This window comes from Tardiphaga sp. 172_B4_N1_3 (assembly GCF_052076035.1).
Lineage (GTDB): Bacteria > Pseudomonadota > Alphaproteobacteria > Rhizobiales > Xanthobacteraceae > Tardiphaga > Tardiphaga robiniae.
Genome location: NZ_CP197238.1, coordinates 462,113 through 477,295, shown reverse-complemented (window position 1 = coordinate 477,295; position 15,183 = coordinate 462,113). Strand labels below are relative to the sequence as shown.

Here is a 15,183-nt window from a genome sequence, read left to right as displayed (position 1 = left end):
GGTGAGGGGGAGTTAGAGGTGAAGCTCAGCAAAAGCCCCTCACCCCACCCTCTCCCCGCAAGTGCGGGGCGAGGGAGTGCATCGACCGCGCCCAGCATCGATTGAACGCATCCCGCTTCTGACGCGACCAAGGTGAACTGGCCCGCAACGGGCCGCCTCACCTTGCGAGATGTCGATGACCATCCGTGTGCTGTCCCTTCTGGTTCTCACCGCCACTCTGACCATCGGCGGGCCGCTGGCGCGCGCCGAGGACGAGCCGGTCAAGGTCGATGCGGTGAAGGCAGCCGAATTCAACAAGCGCATGTTTGCCGGCCCGCTGGGTCCGAAGCTGACCTATGCGTGTTTCGTCCGGCGCTATGACGCCGAGCATCTGGCGCGACATCCCAAACAGAAGGTCAGCACCATGAAGCTGCTGGTCGTCGCCGGGCATCCGCCCGAGGAAAGCTACACGCCCTACTCGTTCCGGCTCGGCTTCAAATATCGCCATCGCAAGGGCGACTGGGATTCCAGCGGTTCTTGCGGCCAGATCCAGGACACCGACAAGGGCCAGGAGGTGAAGTTCGCGTGCAGCGTCGATTGCGATGGCGGCGGCATTGCGATCGGCCTGGCCAAAGACATCGACGCGACGCTGGTCCGTGTCGAGCGCGTCCGCATCTGGCAGAACAGCAAGCCCGATGAAGAACCCGGCGCCGACGCGCTCACCGGCGGCGAAGACGACAAGATTTTCCGGCTCGACCGCACGAGTCTGAAGGAGTGTGAGTCGTTGATCACGGACCGCAAGGAACTCGCGGCGATGCGCAGCAAGTGAGCGTGATTGACATCCAATCGGAGCGAGCCATGAATCGACGCAGCCTATTGTGGACCGCTCTGTCGTCGATCGGCGCGGGACTGGTCGCCTCGCAGGCCAGCGCGGCAGCGACTGACGCAAAGCCACCTGCCAAGCTCAAGGTCGTCTATCACCTCGCCGATGCCGACAGGGTGAATTTCGCCCTCGGCAATATCCAGAACCACTTCGACGGCGTCGGCGGCCCCGACAACGTTACCATCGCACTGGTCGTGCTCGGCCCGGCGCTGAAGTCATTTGCCCGGGCTTCCACCAATCCCGACATTACCGCGCGGGTCGGCAAATTCACCAAGGCAGGCCTGCAACTGGCCGCCTGCAGCAACACCATGAAGGCGCAGGATGTGACGCTGGACGGCCTGCTGCCGGGCTTCACCATCGCCGACCGCGGCGGTGTGGTCCGGATCGCGGAGCTGCAGGCGCAGGGCTATCTGTATATTCGGCCTTAGCCATCGCTTCGGACGAGTATGTTGGAAATTAGAACTCGTCATGCCCGGGCTTGACCCGGGCATCCATCTTTTACGTCCGCTGGCGGAAGTTGGATGGCCGGGTCAAGCCCGGCCATGACGTGGAGAGATTTGAGCGCCTGTCAAACCGACGCACAAATTTGCACAATTGTCATGCCGCCGGGCCAATCTGGCGAACACGGAATTGCGATCCGGCTCCCGCGCCCTGAATGGAACCGTTCGGCTTGCCATGCGTATGGGTTTGGGGCGATCATTGGAACCGGGCCGCGGAACGTTTCGCGCGGCGATCGGCCTTTTGATAATTGTAAGCAGAACAAGGCATCATGAATCCCGTTAAAGCACTCGAATCTCACGGTCAGGCCGTCTGGCTGGACTTCCTCGCCCGCGGCTTCGTCGCCAAAGGCGACCTCAAGAAGCTGATCGACACTGACGCCGTGAAGGGCGTGACGTCGAACCCGACGATCTTCGAGAAGGCGATCGGAAGTTCGGACGAATATGATGCCCCGATTGCCGAGGCGTTGAAGTCCGGCGACAAGTCGCCTGCCGACCTGTTCGAGCACATTGCCGTCGAGGACATCCAGCACGCCGCCGATGTGCTGAAGCCGGTCTATGACAAGATGAAGGGCGATGATGGTTTCGTCAGCCTGGAAGTCTCGCCCTATCTCGCCAATGACACCAAGGGCACGGTCACTGAGGCGGAGCGCCTGTGGGCGAGCGTCAAGCGCCCAAACCTGATGGTGAAGGTGCCGGCAACGCCGGAGGGGCTGCCCGCGATCCAGCAACTGATCGGCGAAGGCATCAGCATCAATGTGACGCTGCTGTTCGCGCAGAAGACCTATGTGGAGGTCGCCGAGGCCTATCTCAACGGTCTCGAAAAGTATGTCGCCGGGGGCGGCGATCCCTCGCATGTGGCCAGCGTCGCCTCTTTCTTCGTCAGCCGCATCGACGCGCAGGTCGACAAGCAACTCGACGACAAGATCGCCAAGGCCAATGACCCATCCGAGAAGGCGCGGCTCAAGGACCTCAAGGGCAAGGTGGCCATCGCCAATGCGAAGCTCGCCTATCAGGAATATCTGAAACTGTTCGCCGGCCCGCGCTGGGAGAAGCTCAAGGCCAAAGGCGCAAAACCGCAGCGCCTGCTCTGGGCCTCCACCGGCGTGAAGAGCAAGGACTATCGCGACACGCTCTATGTGGAAGAGCTGATCGGGAAGAACACCGTCAACACTGTGCCGCCCGCCACGCTGGACGCGTTCCGCGACCACGGCGAGGTGCGCGACAGCCTCGAAGAGAATGTCGAGGATGCGAAGAAGGTGCTCGCCGATCTCGCCAAGACCGGCATTTCGCTCGATGCGATTACGACGCATCTCGTCGAGGACGGCGTCAAACTGTTCGCTGACGCCGCCGACAAGCTGTACGGCGCGGTGGCGCACAAGCGCGCGACATCGCTTGGTGGTGGCATCGGCGCGCAGAAGCTGGCGCTGGGCGACGGCATCACGAAGAAGGTCGCAACCTCCACCGAAGAGTGGCGTGCGTCTGCGAAGATCCGCCGGCTCTGGCACAAGGACAAATCGGTCTGGACCGGCGCGGACGAAGACAAGTGGCTGGGCTGGCTGAACAGCGCTTTTGCCGAGAAGGCCAAGCTCGCCGACTACAACGACTTCGCCAATTGGGTGAAGGCGCAGGGATTCACCGATGCGGTGGTGCTCGGCATGGGCGGCTCGAGCCTCGGGCCGGAAGTGCTGGCGCAGACCTTCGCCAAGGTGTCGGGATTCCCGAAACTACATGTGCTGGATTCCACCGATCCCGCACAGGTGCGCGCCATGGGCGCTGCAGTGACCATTGCCAAGACGCTGTTCATCGTCTCCAGCAAGTCCGGCGGCACCACCGAGCCGAACGTGATGAAGAACTATTTCTTCGACGAGGTGACCAACGCGGTCGGCGCCGACAAGGCCGGCGGCCATTTCGTCGCCGTGACCGATCCCGGCTCGTCTTTGGAGAAGGTCGCGAAGACCCAAAAGTTTGCGCGCATCTTCCATGGCGATCCCACCATCGGCGGGCGCTATTCGGTGCTGTCGCCGTTCGGCCTGGTGCCGGCGGCTGCCGCGGGCGTCGATCTCACCAAACTGCTCGACCTCACGCTGTCGATGGTCCGCTCCTGCGGACCGGACGTGCCACCCGCTGAAAATCCCGGCGTCCAGCTCGGCCTTGCCATGGGCAATGCCGGGCTCGACGGCCGCGACAAGGTCACGATCTTGTCCTCGAAGAAAATCGCCGATTTCGGCGCATGGGCCGAACAGCTCATCGCCGAATCCACCGGCAAGGATGGCAAGGGCCTGATCCCCATCGACGGCGAGACGCTGGGCGAGCCCTCCGTCTATGGCACCGATCGCTTCTTTATCGATCTGCGCACATCAGGCGAAGACGACAAGGGACATGACGACAGACTGGCCGCGCTGGAGAAGGCGGGCCATCCCGTCGCGCGCATCGTGATGCCGTCCATCGATCATCTCGGCCAGGAATTCTTCCGCTTCGAAATCGCGACAGCCGTCGCGGGATCGATTCTGGGCATTAACCCGTTCAACCAGCCAGATGTGGAAGCCGCCAAGATCAAGACGCGCGAGCTGACGGAAGCCTTCGAGAAGACCGGCGCGCTGCCGCCGGAGACGCCGGTGGTGTCGTCAAAGGAAGCCGATCTCTATACCGACGATAGCAATGCCGAACTGCTGAAGAAGGCCGGCGCCAATGGCGATCTGACCTCGTGGCTGAAGGCGCATTTCCGCCGCGTCACGCCCGGCGATTACGTGGCCCTGCTGGCCTATGTCGAACGCGATAGCGCGCATATCGACACGCTGCAGCACATGCGGATGGCGGTGCGCGACAAGAAGAAGGTCGCGACCTGCGCCGAATTCGGCCCCCGCTTCCTGCACTCGACGGGTCAGGCCTATAAAGGCGGGCCGGATACCGGTGTCTTCCTGCAGATCACCGCGGACGATGCCAAGGATCTCGCCATTCCCGATTACCGCGCTTCGTTCGGTGTCATCAAGGCGGCACAGGCGCGTGGTGACTTCGGCGTACTCACGGATCGCAATCGTCGCGCTTTGCGCATCCATCTCAAGGGCGATCTCAAGGCCGGACTTGCTGTTCTCGACAAGGCGATGACTGCCGCATTGAACTAAACGACGATCCGCATGGCCCGGACATTGCTTCGGGTCATGCGCAATCAATAAAGGACATCACACAATGCAGCTCGGCATGATCGGTCTCGGCCGAATGGGCGGAAATATTGTCCGCCGCCTGATGAAGAACGGTCACACCGCGGTTGTCTATGACAAGGACGCCAAGGCCGTCAGCGGCCTTGCCTCCGAAGGTGCCATCGGCGGATCGTCGCTCGAAGATTTCGTCAAGAAGCTCGACAAGCCGCGCGCCGTCTGGGTGATGTTGCCCGCCGGCAAGATCACCGAGACCACCATCGATGCGCTGACTAGGCTGCTGGAGCCCGGCGACACCGTCATCGACGGCGGCAACACGTTCTGGCAGGACGACGTTCGCCGCGGCAAGGCGCTGAAGGAGAAGGGCCTCTTCTATATCGACGTCGGCACGTCCGGCGGCGTCTGGGGCATCGATCGCGGCTATTGCATGATGATCGGCGGTGAAAAGAGCGTCGTCGATCGGCTCGATCCGATCTTCAAGACGCTGGCGCCTGGGATCGGCGACATCCCGCGTACGCCGGGCCGCGACAACAGCGATCCGCGCATCGAGAACGGCTACATCCATGCAGGCCCCGTCGGCGCCGGGCATTTCGTCAAGATGGTCCATAACGGCATCGAATACGGATTGATGCAGGCCTATGCCGAAGGCTTCGACATCATGAAGAACGCCAATATCGAGGCGCTGCCGGAAGCGCATCGCTTCGACCTCAACCTGCCCGATATAGCCGAAGTCTGGCGCCGTGGCAGCGTGATCCCGTCCTGGCTGCTCGACCTCACCTCCTCCGCGCTCGCCAAGAACGAGACGCTCGATACTTACTCAGGCTTCGTCGAGGATTCCGGCGAAGGCCGCTGGACGGTGAATGCCGCCATCGACGAAGCGGTGCCCGCCGAGGTTCTGACGGCAGCGCTGTTTGCGCGGTTTCGCTCGCGCAAGGAGCACACATTTGCAGAAAAGATTCTATCCGCGATGCGCGCCGGTTTCGGCGGCCACAAAGAGCCCGATCAGCATCCGGATCCAAAACGGCAGGACGCGCCTGATATCATCAAACCGAAGGCGTAGCCCGCATGACCGAGATACAAGCTCCAGGCCCAGCCAAATCCAAGAAGAAGCCAGACCCTTGCGCATTCGTGATCTTCGGCGTCACCGGCGATCTCGCCCACCGGCTGGTCATCGCGGCGCTTTATAACCTGCAGGCGGCCGATCTTCTGCCGGAGAAATTCTGCGTCGTCGGCATCGCCCGCAAGGACATGACCGGCGCGGAACTCCGCGACGACCTGATGAAGGGCCTGAAGCAATATGCGACGCGCCCGGTCGACGACGCCATCGCGCAGAAACTGCTCAATTGCGTCACCTGTATCGAGGCCGATCCGGGCGAACCGGGATCCTTCGATCGCATGCGCGACCAGCTCGACAAACTCGAGGAAGCGCGCGGCACCGGCGGCAATCGCCTGTTCTATCTGGCAACGCCGCCTTCGGCCTTCGCGCCGATCGCGCGTCAGCTCGGCCGCACCGGCATGCTGAAGGAAAACGGCTCGTGGCGCCGCCTCGTGGTCGAGAAGCCGTTCGGCACCGACCTTGAATCCGCGAAGAAGCTGAACAATGAACTGCTCGGCCTGATGAACGAGCAGCAGATCTACCGGATCGATCACTATCTCGGCAAGGAGACGGTGCAGAACATCCTGGTACTGCGCTTTGCCAATGGCATGTTCGAGCCGATCTGGAATCGCAACCATATCGATCACGTGCAGATTACCGTGGACGAGAAACTCGGCGTCGGCCATCGCGGCTCGTTCTATGATGCCACCGGCGCGCTGCGCGACATGGTGCCGAACCATCTGTTCCAGCTGCTGTCGCTGGTGGCCATGGAACCGCCCGCGCGGTTCGAGGCCAATGCGGTTCGCTCCGAGAAGGCCGAAGTGCTCGCCGCCGTCACCACGCAGACCGAAGCCGAAGCACTGCAGAATTCGGTTCGCGCGCAGTATGTTGCTGGCCATGTGGGCGATACCGACATTGGTGATTATCTGAAGACCAAAGACGTCAAGGATGGCAGCACCACTGAGACCTATGCAGCGATGAAGCTGTCGATCGACAACTGGCGCTGGGCCGGCGTTCCTTTTTATCTGCGCACCGGCAAGGCACTCGGCATCAAGCGCACCGAAGTGGCGATCAAGTTCAAGCAGGCACCGTTCGCGATGTTCCGCGACATGTCCGTGGAAAGCCTTGCCGAGAATTTCCTGGTCATCGCGGTGGAGCCGAATGAAGGCATCTCGCTGAAGTTCAACACCAAGGTGCCCGGTCCGGCCGTGGAGATCGACGGCGTCGAGATGAAGTTCCGCTACAAGGACTACTTCCAGGCTGCGCCAGCCACGGGTTACGAGACGCTCATCTATGACTGCATGATCGGCGACAACATCCTGTTCCAGCGCGCCGATAGCGTGGAAGCCGGCTGGCGTGCCGTACAGCCGTTCCTCGATGCCTGGAAGAAGGCCGGCAAGGACGGGCTCAAGACCTACAATGCCGGCAGCGAAGGTCCCGACGAAGCCAACGACCTGCTCAAGCGCGACGGTCGTAGCTGGCGCGTGCTGAGCTGACACGATGACAGCGCCCAATCGCCATATCGTCGTGGTCGAGGATGCGGTGGCTCTCGCCGAGGCCGCAGCCGACCGGCTGATCGAGCGCATCGAGGCCAATCCCGGTCGCATCGCCATCTGCATGACTGGCGGATCGAGCCCGAAGCGGCTCTATGAGTTGCTCGCTACCGAGCCTTACCGCAGCGAGATCCCCTGGGATCGCGTGCACTGGTTCATCGGCGACGACCGCTTCGTGCCGTCAGGCGATCCGCTCAACAACATGACTATGGCGCGAACAGCGTTTCTGGATGCATGCGCGCCGCTTGCGAATGTGCACCCGATCAAGACCGATGCGGCGGGCCCGGATGAAGCCGCGGCGCTCTATGCGCGCGAGCTGCAGTCCTTCTACGGTGCAGACAAGCTCGATAAAGCCAAACCGCTGTTCGATCTGGTGTTGCTCGGCGTCGGCCCCGATGGCCACGTGGCGTCGTTGTTCCCCAGCTATCCAGCCATCGAGATCAAGGACCGCTGGGTTGTCGGCGTGCCCGAAGCCCATGTGAAGCCTTTCGTGCCGCGCGTCAGCCTGACGCTGCCGGCACTCGCCTCATGCCGCGAGATGCTGTTCCTGATGAGCGGCGAGGACAAGCGCGCGATCCTGACGCGGGTGCTGAAGGGCGAGGATCTGCCAGCCAATCGCGCGCGGTCGGACGGCGAAACCGTGTGGCTGTGCGACAAGGCCGCCCTGCCGGACGACGCGCGTGGCTGACACCGCGCCCAAGACTCTGGCACCCAAAATCCTGGCACCCAAGGCTCTGGTGGTGATGGGCGTCTCCAGCTCAGGCAAGAGCACGATCGCGAAGACGCTTGCTGAACGCCTCGGCTGGCGCTTCGCCGATGGCGACGATTTTCACCCGAAGGCAAATATCGAGAAGCAGCGCGCGGGCCAGCCACTCACCGACGACGATCGCTGGCCCTGGCTGCAGGCCATTGCCGACGAGATCGACCGCGTCACCGCCGATGGCCAAAAGCTTGTCGTCGCCTGTTCTGCGCTCAAGCGCGCCTATCGCGATCTGCTATTGCACGGCCGCGACGACATTCGCATCGTCTATCTCGACGGCTCCAGGGAGCTAATCGCCAAGCGCATGGCGGCGCGGAAGAATCATTTCATGCCGCCGACGCTGCTCGACAGCCAGTTCAAGACGCTCGAAATCCCCGGACCAGACGAACGTCCGATGACAGTATCCATCGACGACGATGTCGACGGCATCGTCTCCGCCATCATCAAACAACTGCCGGCCTGAAGGATCAAACCATGACCAAGATCGCTCTCGTGGTGTCCGATGTCGACGGTACGCTCGTCACCCACGACAAACGCCTCACCGACACAGCCAAGGCGGCCGTGAAGAAACTGGAAGACGCCGGCATCGGCTTCACCATCACGTCGAGCCGCCCGCCCGTCGGCATGCGCTTCCTGGTGAAGCCCCTGGGGATCACGCTGCCAATCGGCCCATTCAACGGCAGCTCCATGGTGGACGGCGACCTGAAGCCGATCGTGCAGCACCTGATCCCGGAAGCTGCCACCAAGCGCGCCATCGAAGTGTTGGAAGACCACGGCGTCGATATCTGGATTTTCACCAATGATGAATGGGTAATCAAGCGCGACGACGGCAAATATGTGCCGCATGAGCGCGACACCATTCAACATGACGCCGTGATGGTGGATGACTTCTCGCCCTATCTCGCCAAGGCCTGCAAGATCGTCGGTGCGAGCTCCGACTTCCCGCTGCTGGAACGCTGCGAAGGCGCAATGCAGAAGGCGCTGGGCGATACGGCTGTCGCGGTGCGCTCGCAGAACTATTATCTCGACATCACGCCGCCCAATCAGAACAAGGGCACCTTCGTACAAGCGATGGCGCAGCGGCTGGGTATCTCCCTCGAGGCCATCGCCACTATCGGCGACATGCGCAACGACCTACCGATGTTCAAGGTGTCAGGCATGTCGGTGGCGATGGGCAATGCGAGCGACGACGTGAAATCGCAGGCAACGGATGTGACGACGTCGAATGAGGAGGAAGGCTTTGCGGGCGCGGTGGAGATGATTTTGAAAAGGAATGCCACGTGACATAACCCCCTCCCCCTTGCGGGGAGGGTTAAGAGAAGAGCTACTTCGCCCGCTCCACCTTCTTCTCCTGCGGACGCTTGGCGCTCGCCAGATTATGCGCCACGGCGATCAACGCGATATGGGTCAGCGCCTGCGGGAAGTTGCCGGTCTGGCGTTTGACGCCGCTGTCATATTCCTCCGCCAGCAGGCCAACATCATTGGCGATCGCGACGACGCGATTGAACAGTTCTTCCGCCTTGGCGATCTCGCCCATCTTGATATAGGCCTCGGCCAGCCACAGGCTGCAGGCGAGGAACGCGCCCTCGGCGGGTTGAACCTCGCCGGTGACCTCGCGTGGATCGTGGCGCAGCACGAAGCCGTCACGTATCAGATATTTCTCGACCGCTGCGATCGTGCCCTTCACGCGAGGATCGTCGGCCGGAAGAAAACCCAGAGCCGGCAGCAGCAGGATGGCGCCGTCGAGCACGTCCGAGCCATAGGATTCCACGAAGGTGTTTTCGCGGGGATCGAACCCCTTCTCGCAGACGTCGCGATGAATCTCCTTGCGCAGCGCCTTCCATGTGTCGACGGGGCCTTTGAGATTGAAGGTCTCGGCGCTCTTGATGGCGCGGTCGAACGCAACCCAGCAGCCGACTTTCGACAGCACATAGTGCTTGCCGGGACCGCGGCGCTCCCAGATGCCGTGATCGGGCTTATTCCAGACAGAAGCGAGATGTTCGAGGATCTCGCATTCCACCGCCCAGGTGCCATCCTCGAGATCGAGTTTGGCAACGCGAGTCTGGTGGAAGGCGTCAATCAGTTCGCCATAGACATCAAGCTGCAATTGCGCATGCGCGGCATTGCCGACGCGCACCGGCAGCGCGCCGCCATAGCCGGGCAACCAATCGGCCTCCCATTCGAGCAAGCGGCGCTGGCCCATGATGCCATACATGATCTGCATCTCGGCCGGTGCGCCGGCGACAGCGCGCAGCAGCCAGCGATACCAGGCGCGCGCCTCATCAGTGTAGCCGCTGTTCATCAGCACCAGCAGCGTGAATGTCGCATCGCGCAGCCAGCAGAAGCGATAGTCCCAATTTCTGGAGCCGCCGAGCTTTTCGGGCAGCGACGTGGTCGGCGCCGCGACAATGCCGCCGGACGGCGCATAGATCAGCGCCTTCAGCGTGATCAGCGAACGCATCACGAGATCGCGGTGCTCGCCTTTATAGGTGCAGCGGCTGCTCCATTCCTTCCAGAATTCCTCGGTGTCTTTCAGCGCCTCGTCGACATTGATCGGCGCTGGCACTTTGAGATGCGAAGGCCCATAGGTCAGCACGAACGGGATATTGTCGCCCTGTTTGACTTCGAATTTCGCGACGGTCGTGAGGTTCTCGCCATGGGTCTCGACGGGCGTGTGCAGCACGGTCATGTCTGGCCCGCAAATCGCCAGCACTCCGCCATCCTTGTCGCGCTTCACCCAGGGGATGGCCGCGCCGAATCCGAAGCGGATGATCAGCTCCATCCGGACCGTCACCGTGCCGCGATCGCCGCGGACGATGCGCACCACATCAGAGGCGGCGCCGCGCGGCGGCATGAAGTCGATCAGTGTGATAGCGCCGTCGTTCGTCTCCAGCGTGGTTTCCAGAATGAGGGAGTCGCCGCGATAGCGCCGTTTGCATGCCGTGATCGGAGCGTCGGGCGTGATTTGCCAGCGGCCGTGATCCTTGGTGCCGAGCAGCGCGGTAAAGCAGGCGTCGGAATCGAAGGCCGGCCAGCACAGCCAGTCGATCGATCCGTTGCGGTTGACGAGAGCGGCGGTCTCACAATCGCCGATCAGCGCGTAATCTTCGATATTGCTGTACAAAGTCTTTCCGCCACCTGACAAAATTTAGGTCAATGCGGACAAACTCCTGTCCGCGGTTGCAATGTGCAGCGCGTCACGATCGATCGACGTGGCCATCGTCTCCAGCGTGGCCGGCAGCCGCTGCCGCCAGTTCGGATGCTCATTGATGGTGCCGGGAATATTCGGCTGATCGATCACACCCAACAGGTCTTCCAACGCGACGGCCAGCAAACGGGTCCGCGTGCGCGCGAGAAAGTGAGCGACAGCGTAGAAGTCTTCGGTATTGATGCCCTGCGCTCGCAGCGCCTCGCTGAGCATCTGCAGCGCGTAGCGGCGGGCATCGTCGCTCTCGCCGGGATCGATGCCCAGCGAGCGCTTCAGCTGCAGATCGTGCAGGCTGCGCCAGCCGGCATAGGTCGGCAGATCATGGGTATTGAAGGTCACCAGCGCATTCGGTGCGTAATAGTCGATACCGCGGAAGGCATAGCGTTCATCACGCTCGAACATCATCACCAAATACGACCAGATGCCCCAGGATGCGAGATGATCGCGGAAGCCGTCCGGCACGGTACCGAGGTCCTCACCGATCACCACACAGCGATTGGCGACGCTCTCCTGCGCCGTCACCGCCAACAGTGCTTCCAGCGGCATCTTCACATAGGCGCCGTGATCGGCGTCGTAGCCATGCGGCACGACGTAGAGGCGATTGAGGCCGAGCACATGATCGAGCCTGACGGCGCCGGCATAGCGCATCGAGGCACGCAGCATGTCCTTGAACGGCGCGAAGCCCTGCACTTCCAGCCCTGCGGCATTGAAGCCGGCGAGACCCCAGTTCTGCCCGGCGGGCTGCAGCGCATCGGGCGGCGCACCGACCGACAGATGACGCGAGATCGCGATCTGCTCGTTCCAGGCATCGAAGCCGCCGGACTGCACGCCGACCGCGACATCGAGATAGAGGCCGACGGGCATGCCGAGCTTCGTCGTCAGATCGAAACAGGCCTTGAGCTGCAGGTCGGCATTCCACTGCACGTATTCGATATAGGCGACTTCCTTGCCGTCCGGCCCGGCGCGGAAGGCCTCGCAGGTCGCGTCATCGGGCAGCAGCCATTCCGACGGCCAGTCCCACCACGCGGTCTGCTGCTGATGCCGCAGCACCTCGAAACAGGCGAAGCGCGTCAGCAGCGGCGCGCGCTCGGCGCGGAATGCGGCGAAGGCCTTCTGACGCTCGGAGGTCGGATCGGCATAAAATATCTCAAAGGCGGCACGCATCGCTGTCGACTTCGCCGCGGCGATATCCGCATAGTCGACGAATTGGCTCGCGCGCATAGTGGCCAGCATATCGCCGCTGTCATTGGCCGCATATTCGGGCAGCGCCTCGACGTCGATATAAAGCGGATTGAGAAACAGCCGGCTGTTCGGCGAATACGGGCTACATTCGGCCGGCCGGTCGTCGAACAGCGCATGCAGCGGATTGAGCCCGACACCGCCGGCGCCGCTCGAGGCGGCCAGTCTGATCAGGTCCTGCAGATCGGTGAAGTCGCCGATGCCCCAGTTGCGCTCGGAGCGCACGCCGTAGAGCTGTACGGCGAGAATCCAGGAGCGATCGAAGGTCCCGGGAAATGCCTTGGACGGCGCGACGATGAACGGCGCCTCATCGGGGAATTTCTTGGCGTCGACCAGCCTGAGCCGGTGCACGCCGACCGGCAGATCGCGCGGCCAGGTGATCTCGCGCCCCTCCGTTGTTCCCTCGGCGATAACCTTAACCCCGTCGAGAATTTTCCAGGTCAGGGGAAACGTGGCAGCCTCATTGAGAACCGTGCGGGCACCCTCGCCGGCCCGGACCACAACCGGACTCGCCACGAAGCGATGCGGTGTGCGCACCGGCATGGCGTCCAGAATGAGCTTCAGGGCAGCTTCGCCCGTGGTGTGCCACTGGCCCTGACCGTCGTGAAAACCGGTCTGGATTCCGAGTTCGGCAGCTTTGGTGAAAAGGTCCATTCGGCACGCTGTTTGCAGAGCAACAATCGAAAGTTGCTGGGAAATTTCTGAATTTGCGGAAGAGGATAGCCGATTTCAACGCGTCGATCTAAGCTGAGTTCCATGGGGAACCAAACCCCTGTCACGGGGCTTTGTATATGATCGCACCGTCTCTTTTTGAAAAATCGAACAGGGACGACACCTCATGATGGCATCACCGTGAACAGAACATCGCAAATCGTGGACACCGCCGGTATCGGCGGGGCTTTCCATATCGAAAACATCTATCCGATCATCGACGCTGGCCGCTTCCCGGTCAAACGCATCGTGGGCGAACCTGTCGCCGTCTACGCCGACCTGTACCGCGATGGTCACGAGATCATTGCCGCAGCCATCGTCTGGCGCCGCGAGCAGGACCGCGAGTGGAATCGCGTCCCGATGACGCTGGAAGTCAACGACCGCTGGGGCGGCTCATTCATCCCCGATGGCATCGGACGCTATGTGTATGCGATCGAGGCCTGGACCGACGAATTCGCCACCTGGCGCCACGGCTTCGAACTGAAGCTGAAGGCGGGACAGGATGTCACGCTGGATGCGCTGGAAGGCGCCGGTCTGATGACCAAGGCGCAGAATGGCGGGCCCGAGGCTTCGGCGCTCATCGTCAAGCAATGCGAGAATTTTCTGCAGACCGGCGACAATGAGCCGCTGCTGTCACCTGAGCTGCGCACCGCCATGGGCGAGGCCCAGTTACGCCCGGACCTGACGCGCTCGCCTTTGTTGCCGCTGATGATCGACCGTGAACGTGCCCGCAACGGCGCGTGGTACGAGATGGTGCCGCGCAGTCAGAGCACAGTGCCAGGCCAGCACGGCACGTTCCGCGATTGCATCGCCCGCCTGCCCGACGTGCAGGCGATGGGCTTCGACGTGCTGTATTTCACGCCGATCCACCCGATCGGCAAGACCAACCGCAAGGGCAAGAACAATTCACTGACCTCCGAGCCCGGCGATGTCGGCAGCCCCTATGCCATTGGCGGAGCCGAGGGCGGCCATGACGCATTGCATCCGCAGCTCGGCACCATGGAAGATTTCCATGCGCTGATCGCTGCGTGCAAAGACCATGGTCTGGAAGTCGCTATCGACGTCGCCGTGCAATGCTCGCCGGATCATCCATGGGTCAAGGACCATCCAGACTGGTTCAAGCGCCGGCCGGACGGTTCGATGAAATATGCCGAGAACCCGCCGAAAAAATACGAAGACATCCACAATCCGGACTTCGACTGCGAGGACGCGGGATCGCTGTGGAACGCGCTGCGCGACATGCTGCTGTTCTGGTGCGACCAGGGCGTCAAGATCTTCCGCATCGACAATCCGCACACCAAGCCGCTGCGGTTCTGGGAATGGGCGATCCATGAGGTGCAGATCAGGCATCCGGACGCGCTGTTTCTGGCGGAAGCGTTCACACGTCCGAAGCTGATGAAGGGCCTCGCCAAGCTCGGCTTCTCGCAGAGCTATACCTATTTCACCTGGCGCACTGCGAAGTGGGAGATCGAGCAGTATCTCAACGAACTGTGCGGCTATCCCGAGCGTGAGTTCTATCGCCCCAACTTCTTCGTCAACACGCCGGACATCCTGCCCTATCACCTGCAATCCGGTGAAGCCTGGATGTTCAAGGCGCGCGTGGCGCTGGCGGCCGCGCTGTCGTCGACCTATGGCATCTATAACGGTTTCGAACTGCTCGAACACGAAGCCATTCCGGGCAAGGAGGAATATCTGAACTCGGAGAAATACGAGATCAGGACCCGCGACTGGAATGCGCCGGGCAATATCAAGCCCTACATCACCGCGCTCAATCACGCGCGCCGCGCCAACCCTGCGCTGCAGCAGACATCGAACCTACGCTTCATGCCGGTGGCGAACGACAACATCATCGGCTTCGTCAAGGAGTCGGTGGATGGCACCAATACAGTCGCCGGCGCCATCGCGCTATCGCGCGATCCGTATGAATTCTGGCTACCGATCGACACGCAGGTGATGGTCGATGGCGAGCGACGCAATGTTGCCGCCGTCGAGAACATCATTACCGGCGAGCGCCATGGCGTCGAATGGGGCGGCATCCGCCTGCGTCTCGATCCCCAGCGCGATCCCGCCATCTTCTTCCGTTGCCTCGCCTGAAAGCG

At 62.1% G+C, this 15,183-nt stretch carries 11 protein-coding genes; 9 read left to right on the top strand and 2 right to left on the bottom strand.

Going from position 1 to position 15,183, the window contains the following annotated elements; genetic code table 11:
* The first annotated feature begins 175 nt into the window (after window positions 1-175).
* The 8 genes from AB7783_RS02075 (at window position 176) to AB7783_RS02040 (ending at window position 9,210) form a co-directional block, all read left to right on the top strand.
* Window positions 176-808, top strand: a complete 633-nt coding sequence (locus AB7783_RS02075; RefSeq protein WP_175367263.1) for a hypothetical protein — start codon at window positions 176-178, stop codon at window positions 806-808.
* Window positions 809-837: 29 nt separating this feature from the next.
* Window positions 838-1,290, top strand: a complete 453-nt coding sequence (locus AB7783_RS02070; RefSeq protein ID WP_175367264.1) for a DsrE family protein — start codon at window positions 838-840, stop codon at window positions 1,288-1,290.
* A gap of 341 nt (window positions 1,291-1,631) precedes the next feature.
* Window positions 1,632-4,484 carry a bifunctional transaldolase/phosoglucose isomerase gene (locus AB7783_RS02065; protein ID WP_441276677.1) on the top strand — a complete coding sequence of 951 codons (2,853 nt, stop codon included), beginning with the start codon at window positions 1,632-1,634 and terminating at the stop codon, window positions 4,482-4,484.
* A gap of 64 nt (window positions 4,485-4,548) precedes the next feature.
* Window positions 4,549-5,577 carry a phosphogluconate dehydrogenase (NAD(+)-dependent, decarboxylating) gene (gene gnd / locus AB7783_RS02060; protein WP_439063272.1) on the top strand — a complete coding sequence of 343 codons (1,029 nt, stop codon included), beginning with the start codon at window positions 4,549-4,551 and terminating at the stop codon, window positions 5,575-5,577.
* A 5-nt stretch (window positions 5,578-5,582) separates the two neighbouring features.
* Window positions 5,583-7,109 carry a glucose-6-phosphate dehydrogenase gene (gene zwf, locus AB7783_RS02055; protein ID WP_441276676.1) on the top strand — a complete coding sequence of 509 codons (1,527 nt, stop codon included), beginning with the start codon at window positions 5,583-5,585 and terminating at the stop codon, window positions 7,107-7,109.
* 4 nt (window positions 7,110-7,113) lie between these two features.
* A complete protein-coding gene (gene pgl, locus AB7783_RS02050; protein WP_441276675.1) occupies window positions 7,114-7,854 on the top strand; it encodes a 6-phosphogluconolactonase in 741 nt (246 codons plus the stop codon).
* A 55-nt stretch (window positions 7,855-7,909) separates the two neighbouring features.
* A complete protein-coding gene (locus AB7783_RS02045; RefSeq protein WP_441279624.1) occupies window positions 7,910-8,389 on the top strand; it encodes a gluconokinase in 480 nt (159 codons plus the stop codon).
* Window positions 8,390-8,400: 11 nt separating this feature from the next.
* Window positions 8,401-9,210 (top strand): HAD family hydrolase, encoded by an 810-nt coding sequence (locus AB7783_RS02040; RefSeq protein ID WP_441276674.1) that lies wholly within the window; start codon window positions 8,401-8,403, stop codon window positions 9,208-9,210.
* A gap of 40 nt (window positions 9,211-9,250) precedes the next feature.
* On the opposite strand, the gene AB7783_RS02035 is transcribed toward AB7783_RS02040, so the two are convergent.
* Window positions 9,251-11,050 carry a glycoside hydrolase family 15 protein gene (locus AB7783_RS02035; RefSeq protein ID WP_441276673.1) on the bottom strand — a complete coding sequence of 600 codons (1,800 nt, stop codon included), beginning with the start codon at window positions 11,048-11,050 and terminating at the stop codon, window positions 9,251-9,253.
* 24 nt (window positions 11,051-11,074) lie between these two features.
* Window positions 11,075-13,027, bottom strand: a complete 1,953-nt coding sequence (gene malQ, locus AB7783_RS02030) for a 4-alpha-glucanotransferase (RefSeq protein ID WP_441276672.1) — start codon at window positions 13,025-13,027, stop codon at window positions 11,075-11,077.
* A 198-nt stretch (window positions 13,028-13,225) separates the two neighbouring features.
* Between malQ and AB7783_RS02025 the strand changes: the two genes are divergently transcribed.
* On the top strand, window positions 13,226-15,178 hold the full coding sequence (locus AB7783_RS02025; RefSeq protein ID WP_441276671.1) for an alpha-1,4-glucan--maltose-1-phosphate maltosyltransferase: 1,953 nt from the start codon (window positions 13,226-13,228) through the stop codon (window positions 15,176-15,178).
* Window positions 15,179-15,183: the final 5 nt, after the last annotated feature.